Origin of the sequence: Streptococcus mitis bv. 2 str. SK95 (assembly GCF_000222705.1) — a bacterium.
Taxonomy (GTDB): Bacteria; Bacillota; Bacilli; order Lactobacillales; family Streptococcaceae; genus Streptococcus; species Streptococcus mitis_AY.
Genome location: NZ_AFUB01000039.1, coordinates 56,393 through 72,945, shown reverse-complemented (window position 1 = coordinate 72,945; position 16,553 = coordinate 56,393). Strand labels below are relative to the sequence as shown.

Genomic DNA, 16,553 nt, shown 5'->3' with positions numbered 1-16,553 from the left:
TTTTTTGGTATAACCTTCGACGTGCACCCGCATAGCGGGTGGTTTATTTGTCTCGCACCTGACGGAGCGAGACGGACTGAAAGTCACATATTAAAAAGTGAGATGAAGTTCATCTCACTTTTTAATATGTGACTACGAGTCAGTATAGTTTTATCTATTACAAGTATGATAAAATCTTTCCATCTAAGTCGCAAGGGAGATGGTACTGGCTATATATTTTCTTTAATTATGGTAAAATAGTAAGAGAATAATGTGAGGAAAATGAATGTCAAGTAAGTTTGAAATCTTAATGAATCAACTAGGAATCTCTGACCAACTGAAACAGGATCCTGCTCTTATTGATGCAAGCATTGAGCGTGTCGTGGTTCATAAAATCAGTAAGGTCTGGGAATTTCATTTTGTATTTTCTAATATTTTACCGATTGAAATCTTTTTAGAGTTAAAGAAAGGGCTTAGTGAGGAATTCTCTAAGACAGGGAATAAAGCTGTTTTCGAAATCAAGGCGCTCTCTCAGGAATTTTCAAATGAACTTTTGCAGTCCTACTATAAGGAGGCTTTTTCTGAAGGTCCGTGTGCTAGTCAAGGGTTTAAATCTCTTTATCAGAATTTGCAAGTTCGAGCGGAGGGAAATCAACTCATTATTGAAGGTTCAGAGGCGATTGATAAGGAGCACTTTAAGAAGAATCATCTTCCTAATTTAGCAAAGCAACTTGAAAAATTTGGTTTTCCTGTTTTTGTCTGCCAAATCGAGAAGAATGATGCCCTTACACAAGAGCAGGAGGAAGCCTTCCATACGGAGAATGAACAAATCGTCCAGGCTGCCAATGAAGAGGCTTTACGTGCTATGGAACAACTGGAACAAATGGCTCCTCCTCCAGTAGAAGAGAAACCAGCCTTTGATTTTCAGTCTAAAAAGGCTGCGGCTAAGCCAAAACTAGATAAGGCAGAAGTTACCCAGATGATTGATGTGACGACTGAGGAAAATCGTTTGGTCTTTGAAGGGGTAGTCTTTGACGTCGAGCATAAAGTGACCAGAACAGGTCGTGTCTTGATCAACTTTAAAATGACGGACTATAGTTCAAGTTTCTCTATGCAAAAGTGGGTTAAGAATGAAGAAGAGGCTCAGAAATTTGACCTCATCAAGAAAAATTCTTGGCTCCGTGTTCGTGGAAATGTAGAGATGAATAACTTCACACGCGATTTGACAATGAACGTGCAGGATGTGCAGGAAGTTGTTCACTATGAGCGGAAGGATTTGATGCCAGAAGGGGAGCGTCGGGTTGAGTTTCATGCTCATACTAATATGTCGACCATGGATGCTCTGCCAGAGGTAGAGGAGATCGTTGCGACAGCTGCTAAGTGGGGACACAAGGCGGTTGCCATCACGGACCATGGGAATGTTCAGTCCTTCCCACACGGCTATAAGGCGGCTAAGAAAGCTGGAATCCAGCTAATCTATGGAATGGAAGCCAATATCGTTGAAGATCGCGTTCCTATCGTTTATAACGAAGTGGAGATGGACTTGTCAGAAGCGACCTATGTGGTCTTTGACGTGGAAACGACAGGTCTTTCAGCCATCTATAATGACTTGATTCAGGTTGCGGCCTCTAAGATGTACAAGGGGAATGTTATTGCTGAATTTGATGAATTTATCAATCCAGGACATCCTTTGTCAGCCTTTACTACCGAGCTGACTGGTATTACAGATGATCATGTCAAAAATGCCAAACCACTGGAACAAGTTTTACAAGAATTCCAAGAATTTTGCAAGGATACAGTCTTAGTCGCCCACAATGCGACCTTTGACGTTGGCTTCATGAATGCCAACTATGAGCGTCATGGCCTGCCTAAGATTAGCCAGCCAGTCATCGATACGCTGGAGTTTGCTAGAAATCTCTATCCTGAGTATAAACGTCATGGTTTGGGTCCTTTGACTAAGCGTTTTGGTGTAGCACTGGAACACCATCACATGGCCAACTACGATGCGGAAGCTACTGGTCGTTTGCTTTTCATCTTTATCAAAGAGGTAGCAGAGAAACATGGTGTGACTGATTTAGCTAGACTAAATATTGATCTGATTAGTCCAGATTCTTATAAAAAAGCTCGGATTAAGCATGCGACCATCTATGTCAAGAATCAAGTAGGTCTAAAAAACATCTTTAAGCTGGTTTCTTTGTCCAATACTAAGTATTTTGAAGGAGTGCCACGGATTCCGAGAACGGTTCTAGATGCCCATCGGGAGGGCTTGATTTTAGGATCAGCCTGTTCAGAAGGTGAAGTTTTTGATGCAGTTGTTTCCCAAGGTGTGGATGCGGCGGTTGAGGTGGCTAAGTATTATGACTTTATCGAGGTCATGCCACCAGCTATCTATGCTCCCTTGATTGCCAAGGAGCAGGTCAAGGATATGGAGGAACTCCAGACCATTATCAAGAGTTTGATAGATGTCGGGGACCGTCTTGGTAAGCCTGTACTGGCTACGGGAAATGTTCACTATATCGAACCGGAAGAAGAGATTTACCGTGAAATCATCGTCCGTAGTTTGGGACAGGGGGCTATGATTAACCGAACCATCGGTCACGGCGAACATGCCCAACCAGCTCCACTTCCCAAAGCTCATTTTCGAACAACTAATGAGATGTTGGATGAATTTGCTTTCTTGGGAGAAGAATTGGCCCGTAAACTGGTTATTGAAAACACCAATGCCTTGGCAGAAATCTTTGAACCTGTTGAGGTTGTTAAGGGTGACTTGTACACTCCTTTCATCGATAAGGCTGAAGAAACGGTCGCTGAGCTGACCTATAAGAAAGCTTTTGAGATTTATGGAAATCCGCTGCCAGATATCGTTGATTTGCGAATTGAAAAAGAATTGACTTCTATTCTGGGGAATGGATTTGCCGTGATTTATCTGGCATCGCAGATGCTGGTGCAACGTTCCAATGAACGGGGTTACTTGGTTGGTTCTCGTGGATCTGTTGGCTCCAGTTTTGTTGCGACCATGATTGGGATTACGGAGGTTAATCCTCTCTCTCCTCATTATGTCTGTGGTCAGTGTCAGTACAGTGAGTTTATCACCGATGGCTCTTACGGTTCAGGTTTTGATATGCCCAATAAGGATTGTCCAAAGTGTGGTCACAAACTCAGCAAAAACGGGCAGGATATTCCGTTCGAGACCTTCCTTGGTTTTGATGGGGACAAGGTTCCCGATATTGACTTGAACTTCTCGGGAGAGGACCAGCCTAGCGCCCACTTGGATGTACGTGATATCTTTGGTGAGGAATATGCCTTCCGTGCAGGAACGGTTGGTACAGTTGCTGCCAAGACTGCCTATGGATTTGTAAAGGGCTACGAGAGAGACTATGGGAAGTTTTATCGCGATGCAGAGGTGGAACGCCTTGCTCAAGGTGCTGCTGGTGTCAAGCGAACTACAGGACAACACCCGGGAGGAATTGTTGTTATTCCTAACTACATGGATGTCTACGACTTTACGCCTGTCCAGTATCCAGCAGATGACGTGACGGCTGAATGGCAGACCACCCACTTCAACTTCCACGATATCGATGAGAACGTCCTCAAACTCGATGTGCTGGGGCATGATGATCCGACCATGATTCGGAAACTGCAGGACTTGTCTGGGATTGACCCTAATGAAATTCCTATGGATGATGAAGGCGTTATGGCCCTCTTTTCTGGGACGGATGTGCTAGGGGTGACTCCTGAACAAATCGGTACGCCGACGGGCATGCTGGGGATTCCAGAATTTGGAACTAACTTTGTACGTGGGATGGTAGATGAGACGCATCCGACGACTTTTGCGGAGTTACTTCAGTTGTCTGGATTGTCCCACGGTACTGATGTGTGGTTGGGAAATGCCCAGGATTTGATCAAGCAAGGGATTGCAGACCTATCAACCGTTATCGGTTGTCGGGACGACATCATGGTTTACCTCATGCATGCGGGTCTTGAACCTAAGATGGCCTTTACCATTATGGAACGAGTACGTAAGGGCTTGTGGCTGAAGATTTCCGAAGAGGAGCGAAATGGCTACATTGAGGCTATGAAGGCAAATAAAGTGCCAGAGTGGTATATTGAATCCTGTGGGAAAATCAAGTATATGTTCCCCAAAGCCCATGCGGCAGCCTACGTTATGATGGCCTTGCGTGTAGCCTACTTCAAGGTTCACCATCCCATTTATTACTACTGTGCCTACTTCTCTATCCGCGCCAAGGCTTTTGATATCAAGACCATGGGAGCGGGCTTGGATGTCATCAAGCGTAGAATGGAAGAAATCGCTGAAAAGCGGAAGAACAATGAAGCTTCCAACGTAGAAATTGACCTTTACACCACACTTGAAATCGTCAATGAGATGTGGGAACGTGGTTTCAAATTTGGGAAACTGGACCTCTATCGTAGTGATGCGACTGAATTCATCATTGATGGAGATACCCTCATCCCACCATTTGTAGCAATGGATGGTCTGGGAGAGAACGTTGCTAAGCAGTTGGTGCGTGCGCGTGAAGAGGGAGAATTCCTCTCCAAAACCGAACTGCGCAAACGTGGTGGACTCTCATCAACCTTGGTTGAAAAGATGGATGAAATGGGAATTCTAGGCAATATGCCAGAGGATAACCAGTTGAGTTTGTTTGATGAGTTTTTCTAAAATATAGAAAGAGGTTTTTATGAAATTGACCATTTCCGCTCAGGATAAGCCAGCGCAAAAGGTATTTGATTACCAGCTGGATCTTGACCCTGATACGATTTTGAAAATGACCGCTTTGATTTGCGGTACGGTAGCAGCAGTTAGCCTGCTGTCCTTGTTTAAAGAGAAATAACAATAGAAAAGGAAGAATAGAATGGTTTTACCAAATTTTAAAGAAAATCTAGAAAAATATGCGAAATTGTTGGTTGCGAATGGAATTAACGTGCAACCTGGTCACACTTTGGCCCTTTCTATTGATGTGGAGCAACGTGAGTTGGCGCATTTGATCGTGAAAGAAGCCTATGCCTTGGGTGCGCATGAGGTTATTGTTCAGTGGACAGATGATGTGATCAACCGTGAGAAATTCCTCCATGCTCCGATGGAGCGTTTGGACAATGTGCCAGAATACAAGATTGCTGAGATGAACTATCTCTTGGAGAACAAGGCTAGCCGTCTCGGTGTCCGTTCTTCTGACCCAGGTGCCTTGAACGGAGTGGATGCTGATAAGCTTTCAGCTTCTGCCAAAGCTATGGGACTTGCGATGAAGCCAATGCGTATCGCAACGCAATCCAACAAGGTTAGCTGGACTGTGGCAGCCGCTGCTGGACTTGAGTGGGCTAAGAAAGTCTTTCCAAATGCTGCGAGCGACGAAGAAGCAGTTGATCTTCTTTGGGATCAAATCTTCAAAACTTGCCGTGTCTACGAAGAAGATCCCGTTAAGGCCTGGGAAGAACATGCAGCTATCCTCAAGAGCAAGGCGGAAATGCTTAATAAAGAGCAATTTTCAGCCCTTCATTACACAGCGCCAGGAACTGATTTGACACTTGGTTTGCCAAAGAACCACGTTTGGGAATCAGCTGGTGCTATCAATGCACAGGGCGAAGGATTCTTGCCAAATATGCCAACAGAAGAAGTCTTTACGGCTCCTGACTTCCGTCGTGCAGATGGCTATGTCACTTCTACAAAACCACTTAGCTATAATGGCAATATCATTGAAGGTATTAAGGTGACCTTTAAAGACGGACAAATCGTAGACATCACTGCTGAAAAGGGAGATCAGGTTATGAAGGATCTTGTCTTTGAAAATGCTGGCGCGCGTGCCTTGGGTGAATGTGCCTTGGTACCAGATCCGAGTCCAATTTCTCAGTCAGGCATTACCTTCTTCAACACTCTTTTCGATGAAAATGCTTCAAACCACTTGGCTATCGGTGCAGCCTATGCGACCAGCGTTGTTGGTGGAGCGGAGATGAGGGAAGAAGAGCTTGAAGCTGCGGGACTGAATCGTTCAGATGTTCACGTGGACTTTATGATTGGTTCGAATCAAATGGATATCGATGGTATCCGTGAGGATGGAACACGCGTACCCCTTTTCCGTAATGGAGACTGGGCTATTTAAGGAGTTACAATGCTAGGAAGTATGTTTGTTGGTCTCCTAGTGGGACTCTTGGCAGGTGCTTTGACCAATCGCGGAGAAAGCATGGGATGCTTTGGGAAGATGTTCCTCGGTTGGATTGGTGCTTTTTTAGGACAATTACTCTTTGGTTCTTGGGGGCCAAGCTTAAACGGTACAGCCATTATTCCAGCTGTTTTGGGTGCTATGCTTGTCTTAGCTATTTTCTGGAGACGAGGAAGTTAGGTTCCTAAATTTGAAAAGAAAAGGAGGTTGGTCATTGAGCCAGCCTCCTTTTGAGTATGATATAATAGTTCTATGAGATTAGATAAATTTTTAGTTGCCTGCGCTGTAGGGAGTCGAACAGAGGTCAAAAACTTGCTCAAGGCTGGGCGCGTGACGGTAAATGGTAAAAAAGAAAAGTTAGCAAAACTGCAGATCAATGAGGAAAGAGATGAGATTCGCTTTGATGGCCAAGTGCTGGAGTATGAAGAGTTTGTCTACTACATGATGAACAAGCCCCAAGGAGTCATTTCGGCGACTGAAGATCCCAAGCATAGAACAGTTTTAGACTGGTTAGATGACTATGCTCGCGCCAAGGAAGTTTTTCCAGTGGGTCGCTTGGATATCGATACGCATGGTCTCCTACTTTTGACTAATAATGGCCAGCTGGCCCATGCGCTGCTTTCGCCTAAACGTCATGTGGATAAGACCTATCTGGCGCAAGTCGAGGGCATCATGATCCAAGAAGATGTGGAGACATTTGCTAAGGGTATTCCGCTCAAAGATTTTACCTGTCAGCCCGCTAGACTGGAGATTGTTTCCACAGATGCAGAAAAGAATCAAAGCCAAATCCGTGTGACCATTGCTGAAGGGAAGTTTCATCAAGTCAAACGAATGGTGGCCTACTGTGGCAAGGAAGTGGTGGATCTACAACGTTTGACTATGGGAACTTTGATTTTAGACGAGAACCTGAAACGTGGTGAGTGGCGTCGCCTGACCAAGGAGGAGTTAGAGGAGCTCCTTGCTAGTATTGATTAAGTCAATGTATTTTAGTAAAAAGGTGAGGAGAATGTCCCTGCCTTTTTCGTTTTTCAGTTGCTTCCTTTGTGAAAAGAGTTATAATAGACAGTAGAATAAAAGGAGGAATCTATGAACGCGATTCAAGAATCATTTACAGATAAACTATTTGCCAACTATGAAGCAAATGTCAAATACCAAGCGATCGAAAATGCTGCCAGCCACAATGGAATTTTTGCAGCCCTAGAGCGTCGCCAGAGCCATGTAGACAATACACCTGTTTTCTCATTGGATTTGACCAAGGACAAGGTTACTAACCAGAAAGCGTCTGGTCGTTGCTGGATGTTTGCAGCTCTCAACACCTTCCGTCACAAACTCATTTCTCAATACAAACTGGAAAACTTTGAATTGTCACAGGCCCACACTTTCTTCTGGGACAAGTATGAAAAATCTAACTGGTTCTTGGAGCAAGTCATTGCGACTGCAGACCAAGAATTGACGAGCCGCAAGGTTAGCTTCCTACTCCAAACACCTCAACAAGACGGTGGACAGTGGGATATGGTCGTTGCCCTCTTTGAGAAATATGGTGTCGTTCCTAAGTCTGTTTACCCCGAGTCTATCTCATCTAGCAGCAGCCGTGAGCTCAATGCCATCCTTAACAAATTGCTTCGCCAAGATGCTCAAATCTTGCGTGACTTGCTCGCTTCTGGTGCAGACCAAGCGACTGTTCAAGCTAAGAAAGAAGACCTCTTGCAAGAAATCTTTAACTTCCTTGCTATGTCACTAGGTCTTCCACCACGTCAGTTTGACTTTGCTTATCGCGATAAGGATGATAACTACCAAAGCGAAAAAGGTATCACACCACAAGAGTTTTACAAGAAATATGTCAATCTTCCTCTAGAAGACTACGTTTCTGTTATCAATGCTCCAACTGCTGACAAGCCTTACGGCAAATCTTATACAGTTGAGATGTTGGGGAATGTCGTTGGTAGCCGTGCAGTTCGCTATATCAACGTTCCAATGGAGCGCTTGAAAGAATTGGCGATTGCACAAATGCAGACAGGAGAGACTGTTTGGTTTGGTTCAGATGTCGGCCAGCTCAGCAACCGCAAAGCAGGAATCCTTGCGACAGATGTTTATGATTTTGAATCAAGCATGGATATTCAACTCACTCAAGACAAGGCTGGACGCTTGGACTATAGCGAAAGCTTGATGACCCACGCCATGGTCTTGACAGGTGTTGATTTGGATGAAAATGGCAAGTCAACCAAGTGGAAGGTTGAAAACTCATGGGGAGACAAGGTCGGTACAGATGGTTACTTTGTTGCCTCAGATGCTTGGATGGACGAATACACCTACCAAATCGTTGTCCGCAAGGAATTGCTGACAGCAGAAGAAAGAGCTGCCTATGAAGCAGAGCCAACCGTGCTCGCACCTTGGGATCCAATGGGTGCCTTGGCAGAATAAAGCGTAGAGAAAAGAGGTTAGGGGAATCCTAGCTTCTTTTTTAAGTTTTTCTTGAAGTGGCGATAGATGATGCTTGTCAAGTGAGTTCTTCTTATTTTAAGTCTTTAAGTGACAGAGAAAAAGATATGTGTTACTATAGTAGTACAAAAGGGTATCGGAGTAGAAATGAAGTATTTAAGTAGCCAAGACATCAAGAATCGTCAACGAAACATCAGCGACATTAAACCTTATAAAACAAGCAAGGAGATTGTCGTTTCAAATATCTTTACCTTCTTTAATGCCATGAACTTGGCTCTGGCAGTTCTGGTAGCCACAACCTTGCGATTTGAAAATATGCTCTTTTTAGGTGTGATTGCTATCAATACAGCCATTGGGATTTTCCAAGAAGTGCGTTCAAAAAATGCCTTAGAAAAGCTGAGTTTGCTTGGTAAAAGTAAGTACAGGGTCAACCGAGATGGTCAAACGATCGAGATTGATCCAGAGGACATCGTTTTAGGGGAGTATCTGCATCTCAATCTGGGAGATCAGGTGCCTGTAGATGCAGAGGTACTTGAAGGGAATATTGAAGTAGATGAGTCCTTGCTGACGGGTGAGAGTGATTCAGTCTTTAAAACAGTTGGTGACAAGCTGATGAGCGGAAGCAATGTCGTCAGCGGTACTTGTCTGGTTACGGCGACGGCGGTCGGTCCCGATAGTTATATCAACAAACTCGCAAAATCCAGCAAGAAATTCAAAAAATACCCTTCTCAACTGCGCGACTACATGGATAAGATTTTAAAAATCGTCTCTATCTTGCTGTTGCCAGTTGCCATTCTGCTCTATGTCAGAGGTTTTAGTCTAGGGCGGTCTTATGTTGAGATTGTCTTGGGAAGTTCTGGTGCTCTGGTCGGTATGATTCCAGAGGGTTTGATTCTCCTGGTCAGTGTGTCCCTAGCGGTAGCGGCCATGAAGTTGGCTAAAAAGAAGGTTCTGGTGCAGGAGCTATACTGTGTGGAAACCTTGGCGCGTGTAGATGTTCTTTGTTTTGATAAGACTGGAACCATCACGACTGGTAATATGAAGGTCCAAGAAATGGATGCTAATGTAGCAGAGAAACTATCTTCTTATCTGGCTTATTTCGAGGATGAAAATGCGACGTCGCGAGCTCTGAAGACTTACTTAACCCGTGAGAAAAAATGGGAAGTTCAAGAAGTTGGTGCCTTTTCAAGCAAAAACAAGTATTCCTTTGTCCAAGTAAAAGAGGGCGGGACCTATTTCTTCGGTGCTTATGAATTTCTAGGCTTTACCCAGCCGATGGATGCCTACTATGAAGATCTAAAACAGCAAGGTTTTCGAATCTTGACACTTGCTCATAGCAAGGACCACATCACGAGTCCAGTGAGTATGGAACTACTGGGTCATGTGGTTCTGTCAGATGAGATTAAGGACAATACCAAGGAAACCTTTGACTATTTCGAATCTCAAGGTGTTGAAGTGAAGATTATCAGTGGTGATAATCATGTGGCTGTATATGGGGTGGCTCGTAAGGCAGGCTTTAAGGAAGAAGCCCGTGCGATTGACATGACCAAGGTGAGTGATGATGACTTTGAAAGAGTGGTCTTGGAACACGAGATCTTTGGTCGCGTGACACCTGAACAGAAAGAAAAGATGGTGGCTGTTTTGCAAAATGCTGGTAAAACAGTTGCAATGAGTGGTGACGGAGTTAATGATGTTCTAGCTCTCAAGAAAGCAGATATTAGTTTTGCTATGAATGGTGCTACCAGCGCAGCTAAAAGTGTATCCAATATTGTTTTCCTGACAGATGACTTTGCAGTATTTTATGATATCTTGATGGAAGGACGCCGTGTCATCAATAACATCCAAAAGGTAGCCTCTCTCTTTCTAACAAAGACTTTCTTCTCCATCGTGTTTGCGATTTTGAGTGTGATTTTTGGTTTGGAATTTGCCTTTATCCCCATTCAGTTTACAATCATTTCAGCTATTACGATTGGGATTCCATCCTTCTTTCTAACTTTTGAGTCCAATAAAGAAAAGGTCAGCACACATTTTATGCGAGATATTTTGACCAATGCTGCGATTGGCGGTGGCATTCTGGTTGCTAGTGTTCTCCTGACGAACTTCTTTATCACTGTCTCAGGTCAGGTCAAATTTATTTGCTTCCTCCTTGCTTTGATCAATGGTCTGTTCCTGGTTGCTAAGGTCAGTCTGCCATTTAATCGATACAAACTAGTCTTGCTCACATTTTTGAGCCTTGCAGCCCTTGTTGGCGTACTTGTTAATACTTTTATCCTGCAAGGAGCTTTTGTGCCTTTAGAAGCCAAACAGATGCTCTATGTTGCCATTCTAGCAGTTGTAATTGGAAGCTTTCATTATCTTACTAGGAGAAAAAGTTGATACACAAAAAGAATCAGGATTTAATCCTGATTCTTTTTATCTATATTCTCGATGGCTTGGATTACATGATACCGAAGAAACGAGCTGCGATACCTACTGCAAAGAGAGCAAGGATGATTGTGATTGGTGATACTTTTTTCTTAAGCAACCACATGCAAAGGAAAGTAAGGAGAAGTCCCATCAATCCTGGGATCAATGAGTTCAACTGACCTTGAAGGGTTTGTGGTTGAATCTTATCTAGGCTCAATCCACCAAGTGCTTGACCAAGGATACCTTTCAACTCAGCACCTGATACAGGTCCTTCTGGGAAGTTGATGTAAGCACCTTCTGCCAATTGTTTACCTGGAAGGTTCACAGTAAAGTTGATAGATACCCAACGTTGTACAAGAACGGCAAGGATGAACATACCAAGGATAGAAGCTCCTTTAGTGATGTCTTTCAAGATACCACCAGACATGTCTTTAGTGATTTCAGATCCAGCTTTGTAACCGAACTCTTGTGTATACCATAGGAAGGCCATACGGATAGCATTCCATCCGAAGAAGAAGAGAAGGGGACCAACAATGTTACCAGATGCAGCAAGTGATGCACCAAGGGCTCCAAGGATAGGACGAACTGTAAACCAAAATACTGGGTCACCGATACCAGCAAGAGGTCCCATCATACCGATTTTAACCCCTTGGATAGCCGCGTCGTCGATTTCAACACCGTTAGCGCGTTCTTCTTCAAGTGCAAGAGTAACCCCCATGATTGGAGCAGCTACGTATGGGTGAGTGTTGAAGAACTCAAGGTGACGCTCAAGAGCAGCCGCTTGGTCTTCTTTTTTAGTGTACAATTTTTTGATAGCTGGGATCAAAGAGTAAGCCCAACCCAAGTTTTGCATACGCTCGTAGTTCCAAGAACCTTGAAGGAATTGTGAACGCCACCAAACTTTTTGACGATCTGATTTTGATAATTGAATTTTTTCAGCCATGATTGTTCCCCTTTCTAGTAGTCTTCTAGGATATCACCGATTGGGTCGTTAGAAGTCGCAGCTCCTCCGCCACCGTTTCCACCTTGTTTTGTAAGGTTAAGGTAGATAAAGGCAAGGGCAACACCGATGACACCAAGGGCAATCAAAGTCAATTGAGAAATCGCAGCAAGTGCAAAACCGATTGCGAAGAATGGCCATACTTCACGAGTTGCCATCATGTTGATAACCATAGCGTAACCAACGGCAACGACCATAGCACCACCGACAGCCATACCACCATTCAACCATTCTGGCATTAGGCCAAGAGCGTCTTTAACAGCAGAAGCTGGGATAGCGATAAGGAAGGATGCAGGGATAGCGATACGAAGACCTTGAAGAACAAGGGCAAAGTAGTGAGCGCGTTCAACAGCCGCAATGTTTCCATCTTTCGCAGCAGCGTCAGCAGAGTGAACCAAGGCAACTGAGATTGTACGAACAATCATTGTCAAGAATAGTCCAGCTACGGCAAGAGGGATAGCTGTTGCAGTTGCAACGGCGATACCTTCAGTAGTAAAGTTGCCACCTTTGATCAAGATGATCGCTGCGGCAACAGATGCAAGAGCAGCGTCAGGAGCTACGGCAGCTCCGATGTTTGCCCAACCAAGGGCAATCATTTGAAGAGATCCACCAAGCATAACACCTGCTTCGAGGTTACCAGTTGCAAGTCCGATAAGGGTACATGCGACGATTGGTTGATGGAATTGGAATTGGTCGAGGATACCTTCAAGACCTGCAAGGAAGGCAACAACTACAACCAAGATAGCAGAAATGATTGAAATATCTGACATGGTTTTATTCCTTTTCTATTTAGTTTTAATAAAGTACTTAATCCTGTTTTCAAAAATGATAGAAACAGATTAAAATTATTGAACGTTTGCTTTTTTAATCAAGTCAAACAAATCTTTTTTCGTGTCGTTTGGTACTTTACGTACATCAAATTCAACACCGAGGTCACGCATTTTTTCAAATGTTGCAACATCGTCTTTGTCCATAGACAAGACGTTATTGATCATTGTTTTACCTGTTGAGTGAGCCATAGAACCAACGTTAAGAGTCTTGATTGGCACGCCACCTTCGATTGCACGAAGTGCATCTTGCGGAGTTTCAAACAAGATAAGGGCATGAGTGTCACCAAAACGAGGATCTTTTGCAACCTCAATCAATTTTTTGATTGGTACAACGTTGGCTTTTACTCCGTTAGGAGCAGCTTGCTTGATCAATTCTTTACGCAACTCGTCGTTTGCAACGTTATCTGAAGCAACGATGATACGGTCTGCTTTTGAATCTGGTGTCCAAGCAGTTGCGACTTGTCCGTGAAGAAGACGTGTGTCAAGACGGGCAAGATTGATTTTCAGTTTACCGTCTCCGATAACAGTTCCTTCTGGAATAGCAGCTTGGGCAACTGGAGCAGCTGCAGCGGTGGCAACTTCCTCAACTGGGTTAAGCTCTTCTGGAAGAGCTTTGATGCCATCTTTGGCTTCTTTAATGATATTCGCAGCGACTTTATCCACACCTGCAGTAGCGTCCATAAGGCGCTCAGTGTAGGCTTGGATCAACATCGGCAAGTTAAGCCCTGTGATGATGGCAAACTTACGCTCAGGATTTTCTCCCATCACGCGGCTAGCTTGGTTGAATGGAGATCCACTCCAAAGGTCAGCCAATACTAGAACCTCATCTTCTGCGTCAAATGCAGCCACAGCGTTGTTGAATTTAGCGTAAAGATCATCTGGACCTTCGTTTGGCATAAAGGTTACAACTTGAACCTTTTCTTGTTCACCAAAGATCATAGATCCGGACTGATGAATACCCGCAGCAAATTCGCCGTGGCTCGCAATAATGATTCCGATACTCATTATTGTCATTCCTCCTTTAAAATGTTTGACTGTGTGTTTAAGAAAACTTTAAGCCTAACTTTAAGTATAAACCGTTTTCAAACAAAAAGCAACCATTTCTTATAAATATGTGTTAATTTTCAATGAAAACTCGTTTACAAAATGTTAATATATAAACATTTTGTGGAAATGTATGAAAAAATAAGAGAGTAATTTAATATAAAAAAATGAAAACAGGCCGATTAATTGAAAAATTGTGAAAATCAAAAAAGCTAGCACAAGCTAACTTTTTGAGCGTTATAGGAATAAATCTTGTAGGGTATGGGCAACACCATCTTCATCATTTGTCAGAGAGAGTTGCTCATCAGCATATGGTAGCAAATCGGGATTGGCATTTTTCATGGCATATCCCTTGCCTGCAAAAGCCAGCATTTCGGTGTCATTGTGTTCATCCCCAAAGGCAATCAGGTCTTTTTTGTCACGGTTCATAACATTGAGCAAGTATTCTAAAGCAAAGGCTTTGTTGACTCCTTTTGGTGTACATTCGAGAATGTTGAGGGGCCCTCCCCAGGTATTGATTGCTAGTTGGTGTTGGTAAAAACGATTCATCTCATCTGCTAGCGCGTATTTATCATCGACTCTTGTTTGCAAGAGGATACAGTTAGGGTCCTTGGTCACCAATTCAGATTTGAATTGATTTTCTGGTTGGAAATTTTCTACACCAAATAGTTTGGGATTGGCAATTTCTTCATTAGGAGCCGTGATATAAAATTTCTTGCGGTATTCTCCTGCAATAAAGTCGGCTTGGATATCCTCTTTGCGTTTGACCATGTCTAAGAGGTATTTTTTGTCCAAGGTCAAGCACTTTTCGTGTTCCCAAGTCTGCCCTGGTAGATGGGTAAGGGAACCGTTGAAGTTGATCATAGGTGTGTGCAACTCTAGTTCCTGATAAAATTCTTTTGCCATACGGTAAGGGCGCCCAGTAGTGATGATGACATGGTGGCCTTTTTCAGCAATTCGTTTAATTGTGTTTCGAGTAAAATCTGAAATCTTACTCTCTGAGTTGAGCAGGGTTCCGTCCAAATCGACTGCGATAATTTTTTTAGTCATATAAACCTTCCTAGTACATTCCAGATAAGATGTCTACTATTATATCATATATCAAAAAGAAAGAAGAAAAACAGACTCAAAACAAAAAATAGAAATTTCATTTTGTTAAATAAATCAAACAAACATATTGAAAAGGTGAATAATAAATGTTATAATACTCATATTGTTCGTAAAAAACAAAAGGAGATTCATAATGGACAAACTATTTAAACTAAAAGAGCACGGGACAGATGTCCGTACAGAGGTGCTTGCTGGTTTAACAACATTCTTTGCAATGAGTTATATTCTCTTTGTAAACCCGCAAATGCTTTCACAGACTGGCATGCCTGTTCAAGGTGTGTTCTTGGCAACGATTATCGGTTCTGTAGTCGGTACCTTGATGATGGCTTTCTATGCTAATTTGCCGTATGCACAAGCACCAGGTATGGGATTGAATGCCTTCTTTACATTTACAGTTGTATTTGGGATGGGCTATACTTGGAAAGAAGCGCTTGGTATGGTCTTCATTTGTGGAATTATTTCACTGATTATTACCTTGACAAATGTTCGTAAAATGATCATCGAATCCATTCCTACAACACTTCGTTCTGCCATTTCAGCTGGTATTGGTGTTTTCCTTGCCTATGTAGGGATTAAGAATGCTGGTCTCTTGAAATTCTCGATTGATCCAGGTACTTATACTGTAGCAGGTGAAGGAGCAGATAAGGCTCAAGCTGCACTTACTGCAAACTCAGCAGCCGTTCCAGGTTTGGTAGATTTCAATACTCCAGCAGTATTAGTGGCTCTTGCAGGTCTGGCTATTACCATCTTCTTTGTTGTTAAAGGCATCAAAGGTGGAATTATTCTTTCTATTTTAACAACGACTGTGCTTGCCATTGCTGTTGGTGTTGTGAATTTGTCAGGGATTGACTTTGCTAGCAACAATCTTTCATCAGCGGTTAATGATTTAGGAACTTTGTTTGGTGCTGCTCTGGGTTCAGAAGGTTTAGGATCTTTGATTTCAAACACTTCACGTTTACCAGAAACCTTGATGGCTATTCTTGCCTTCTCATTGACAGATATTTTTGATACAATTGGTACTCTTATCGGTACTGGTGAAAAAGTTGGTATCGTTGCGACAAGTGGAGAAAACCACGAGTCCGCTAAATTGGACAAGGCTCTATATTCTGATTTGGTAGCAACTTCGGTAGGTGCCATTGCAGGTACTTCAAACGTTACGACCTATGTTGAGTCTGCGGCGGGTATCGGTGCTGGTGGACGTACTGGTTTGACAGCCCTAGTTGTTGCAATCTGTTTTGCTCTATCTAGCTTCTTTAGCCCGCTTCTAGCGATTGTTCCTACAGCTGCAACAGCACCAATTTTGATCATCGTCGGAATCATGATGCTTTCTAACTTGAAAAATATTCCTTGGGATGATATGGCCGAAGCAGTTCCCGCCTTCTTCACCTCTATCTTTATGGGATTCAGCTACTCTATCACACAAGGGATTGCTGTTGGTTTCTTGACATACACCTTGACAAAACTTGTCAAAGGTCAAGCCAAGGATGTGCACGTGATGATTTGGATTTTGGATGCCTTGTTTATCCTGAACTATATCAGCATGGCGCTATAAATGGTATAATATAAAAAGGG

General features: G+C 43.2%; 12 protein-coding genes. 8 read left to right on the top strand and 4 right to left on the bottom strand.

All coding sequences use genetic code 11. From position 1 onward, the window contains the following. The first annotated feature begins 265 nt into the window (after positions 1-265). From HMPREF9965_RS08015 to HMPREF9965_RS07980, 7 genes are all read left to right on the top strand, one after another. Positions 266-4,657, top strand: a complete 4,392-nt coding sequence (locus tag HMPREF9965_RS08015; protein ID WP_000095432.1) for a PolC-type DNA polymerase III — start codon at positions 266-268, stop codon at positions 4,655-4,657. 19 nt (positions 4,658-4,676) lie between these two features. Continuing rightward, positions 4,677-4,829: a hypothetical protein gene (locus tag HMPREF9965_RS13190; protein WP_000778898.1), complete on the top strand. Its 153-nt coding sequence runs from the start codon at positions 4,677-4,679 to the stop codon at positions 4,827-4,829. A 21-nt stretch (positions 4,830-4,850) separates the two neighbouring features. Then, the gene (locus tag HMPREF9965_RS08005; protein WP_000243938.1) at positions 4,851-6,092 is read left to right on the top strand and encodes an aminopeptidase; all 1,242 of its coding nucleotides are present in this window, start codon (positions 4,851-4,853) and stop codon (positions 6,090-6,092) included. A gap of 9 nt (positions 6,093-6,101) precedes the next feature. Then, complete coding sequence (locus tag HMPREF9965_RS08000; protein WP_000901577.1) at positions 6,102-6,332, top strand: GlsB/YeaQ/YmgE family stress response membrane protein; 231 nt, start codon at positions 6,102-6,104, stop codon at positions 6,330-6,332. A gap of 72 nt (positions 6,333-6,404) precedes the next feature. Further along, positions 6,405-7,127: a pseudouridine synthase gene (locus HMPREF9965_RS07995; RefSeq protein WP_001234883.1), complete on the top strand. Its 723-nt coding sequence runs from the start codon at positions 6,405-6,407 to the stop codon at positions 7,125-7,127. Positions 7,128-7,238: 111 nt separating this feature from the next. After that, positions 7,239-8,573: an aminopeptidase C gene (gene pepC / locus HMPREF9965_RS07985; RefSeq protein ID WP_000991658.1), complete on the top strand. Its 1,335-nt coding sequence runs from the start codon at positions 7,239-7,241 to the stop codon at positions 8,571-8,573. Positions 8,574-8,738: 165 nt separating this feature from the next. Continuing rightward, positions 8,739-10,967 (top strand): HAD-IC family P-type ATPase, encoded by a 2,229-nt coding sequence (locus tag HMPREF9965_RS07980; protein ID WP_000876395.1) that lies wholly within the window; start codon positions 8,739-8,741, stop codon positions 10,965-10,967. 61 nt (positions 10,968-11,028) lie between these two features. Here HMPREF9965_RS07980 and HMPREF9965_RS07975 read toward each other — a convergent pair whose 3' ends face one another. The 4 genes from HMPREF9965_RS07975 to HMPREF9965_RS07960 form a co-directional block, all read right to left on the bottom strand. Continuing rightward, positions 11,029-11,940 carry a PTS system mannose/fructose/sorbose family transporter subunit IID gene (locus HMPREF9965_RS07975; RefSeq protein WP_000818317.1) on the bottom strand — a complete coding sequence of 304 codons (912 nt, stop codon included), beginning with the start codon at positions 11,938-11,940 and terminating at the stop codon, positions 11,029-11,031. A 14-nt stretch (positions 11,941-11,954) separates the two neighbouring features. Next, positions 11,955-12,767, bottom strand: coding sequence for a PTS mannose/fructose/sorbose transporter subunit IIC (locus HMPREF9965_RS07970; protein ID WP_001280320.1), 813 nt, complete (start codon positions 12,765-12,767; stop codon positions 11,955-11,957). A 75-nt stretch (positions 12,768-12,842) separates the two neighbouring features. Beyond that, the gene (locus HMPREF9965_RS07965) at positions 12,843-13,832 is read right to left on the bottom strand and encodes a PTS sugar transporter subunit IIB (protein ID WP_000021991.1); all 990 of its coding nucleotides are present in this window, start codon (positions 13,830-13,832) and stop codon (positions 12,843-12,845) included. 276 nt (positions 13,833-14,108) lie between these two features. Then, positions 14,109-14,921, bottom strand: a complete 813-nt coding sequence (locus HMPREF9965_RS07960; protein ID WP_000162367.1) for a Cof-type HAD-IIB family hydrolase — start codon at positions 14,919-14,921, stop codon at positions 14,109-14,111. A gap of 193 nt (positions 14,922-15,114) precedes the next feature. Between HMPREF9965_RS07960 and HMPREF9965_RS07955 the strand changes: the two genes are divergently transcribed. After that, entirely contained in the window at positions 15,115-16,533 is a 1,419-nt protein-coding gene (locus HMPREF9965_RS07955) for an NCS2 family permease (RefSeq protein ID WP_000359246.1), read from the top strand. Positions 16,534-16,553 lie beyond the last annotated feature (20 nt).

Excerpts from the sequence above, each read along its gene's own strand:
- HMPREF9965_RS13190 (WP_000778898.1), top strand. The coding sequence starts at position 4,677 with ATGAAATTGACCATTTCCGCTCAGGATAAGCCAGCGCAAAAGGTATTT.
- HMPREF9965_RS07965 (WP_000021991.1), bottom strand. The coding sequence starts at position 13,832 with ATGAGTATCGGAATCATTATTGCGAGCCACGGCGAATTTGCTGCGGGT.
- HMPREF9965_RS07995 (WP_001234883.1), top strand. The coding sequence starts at position 6,405 with ATGAGATTAGATAAATTTTTAGTTGCCTGCGCTGTAGGGAGTCGAACA.
- HMPREF9965_RS08015 (WP_000095432.1), top strand. The coding sequence starts at position 266 with ATGTCAAGTAAGTTTGAAATCTTAATGAATCAACTAGGAATCTCTGAC.
- HMPREF9965_RS07960 (WP_000162367.1), bottom strand. The coding sequence starts at position 14,921 with ATGACTAAAAAAATTATCGCAGTCGATTTGGACGGAACCCTGCTCAAC.
- HMPREF9965_RS08000 (WP_000901577.1), top strand. The coding sequence starts at position 6,102 with ATGCTAGGAAGTATGTTTGTTGGTCTCCTAGTGGGACTCTTGGCAGGT.
- HMPREF9965_RS07955 (WP_000359246.1), top strand. The coding sequence starts at position 15,115 with ATGGACAAACTATTTAAACTAAAAGAGCACGGGACAGATGTCCGTACA.
- HMPREF9965_RS08005 (WP_000243938.1), top strand. The coding sequence starts at position 4,851 with ATGGTTTTACCAAATTTTAAAGAAAATCTAGAAAAATATGCGAAATTG.
- HMPREF9965_RS07980 (WP_000876395.1), top strand. The coding sequence starts at position 8,739 with ATGAAGTATTTAAGTAGCCAAGACATCAAGAATCGTCAACGAAACATC.
- HMPREF9965_RS07970 (WP_001280320.1), bottom strand. The coding sequence starts at position 12,767 with ATGTCAGATATTTCAATCATTTCTGCTATCTTGGTTGTAGTTGTTGCC.
- pepC (WP_000991658.1), top strand. The coding sequence starts at position 7,239 with ATGAACGCGATTCAAGAATCATTTACAGATAAACTATTTGCCAACTAT.
- HMPREF9965_RS07975 (WP_000818317.1), bottom strand. The coding sequence starts at position 11,940 with ATGGCTGAAAAAATTCAATTATCAAAATCAGATCGTCAAAAAGTTTGG.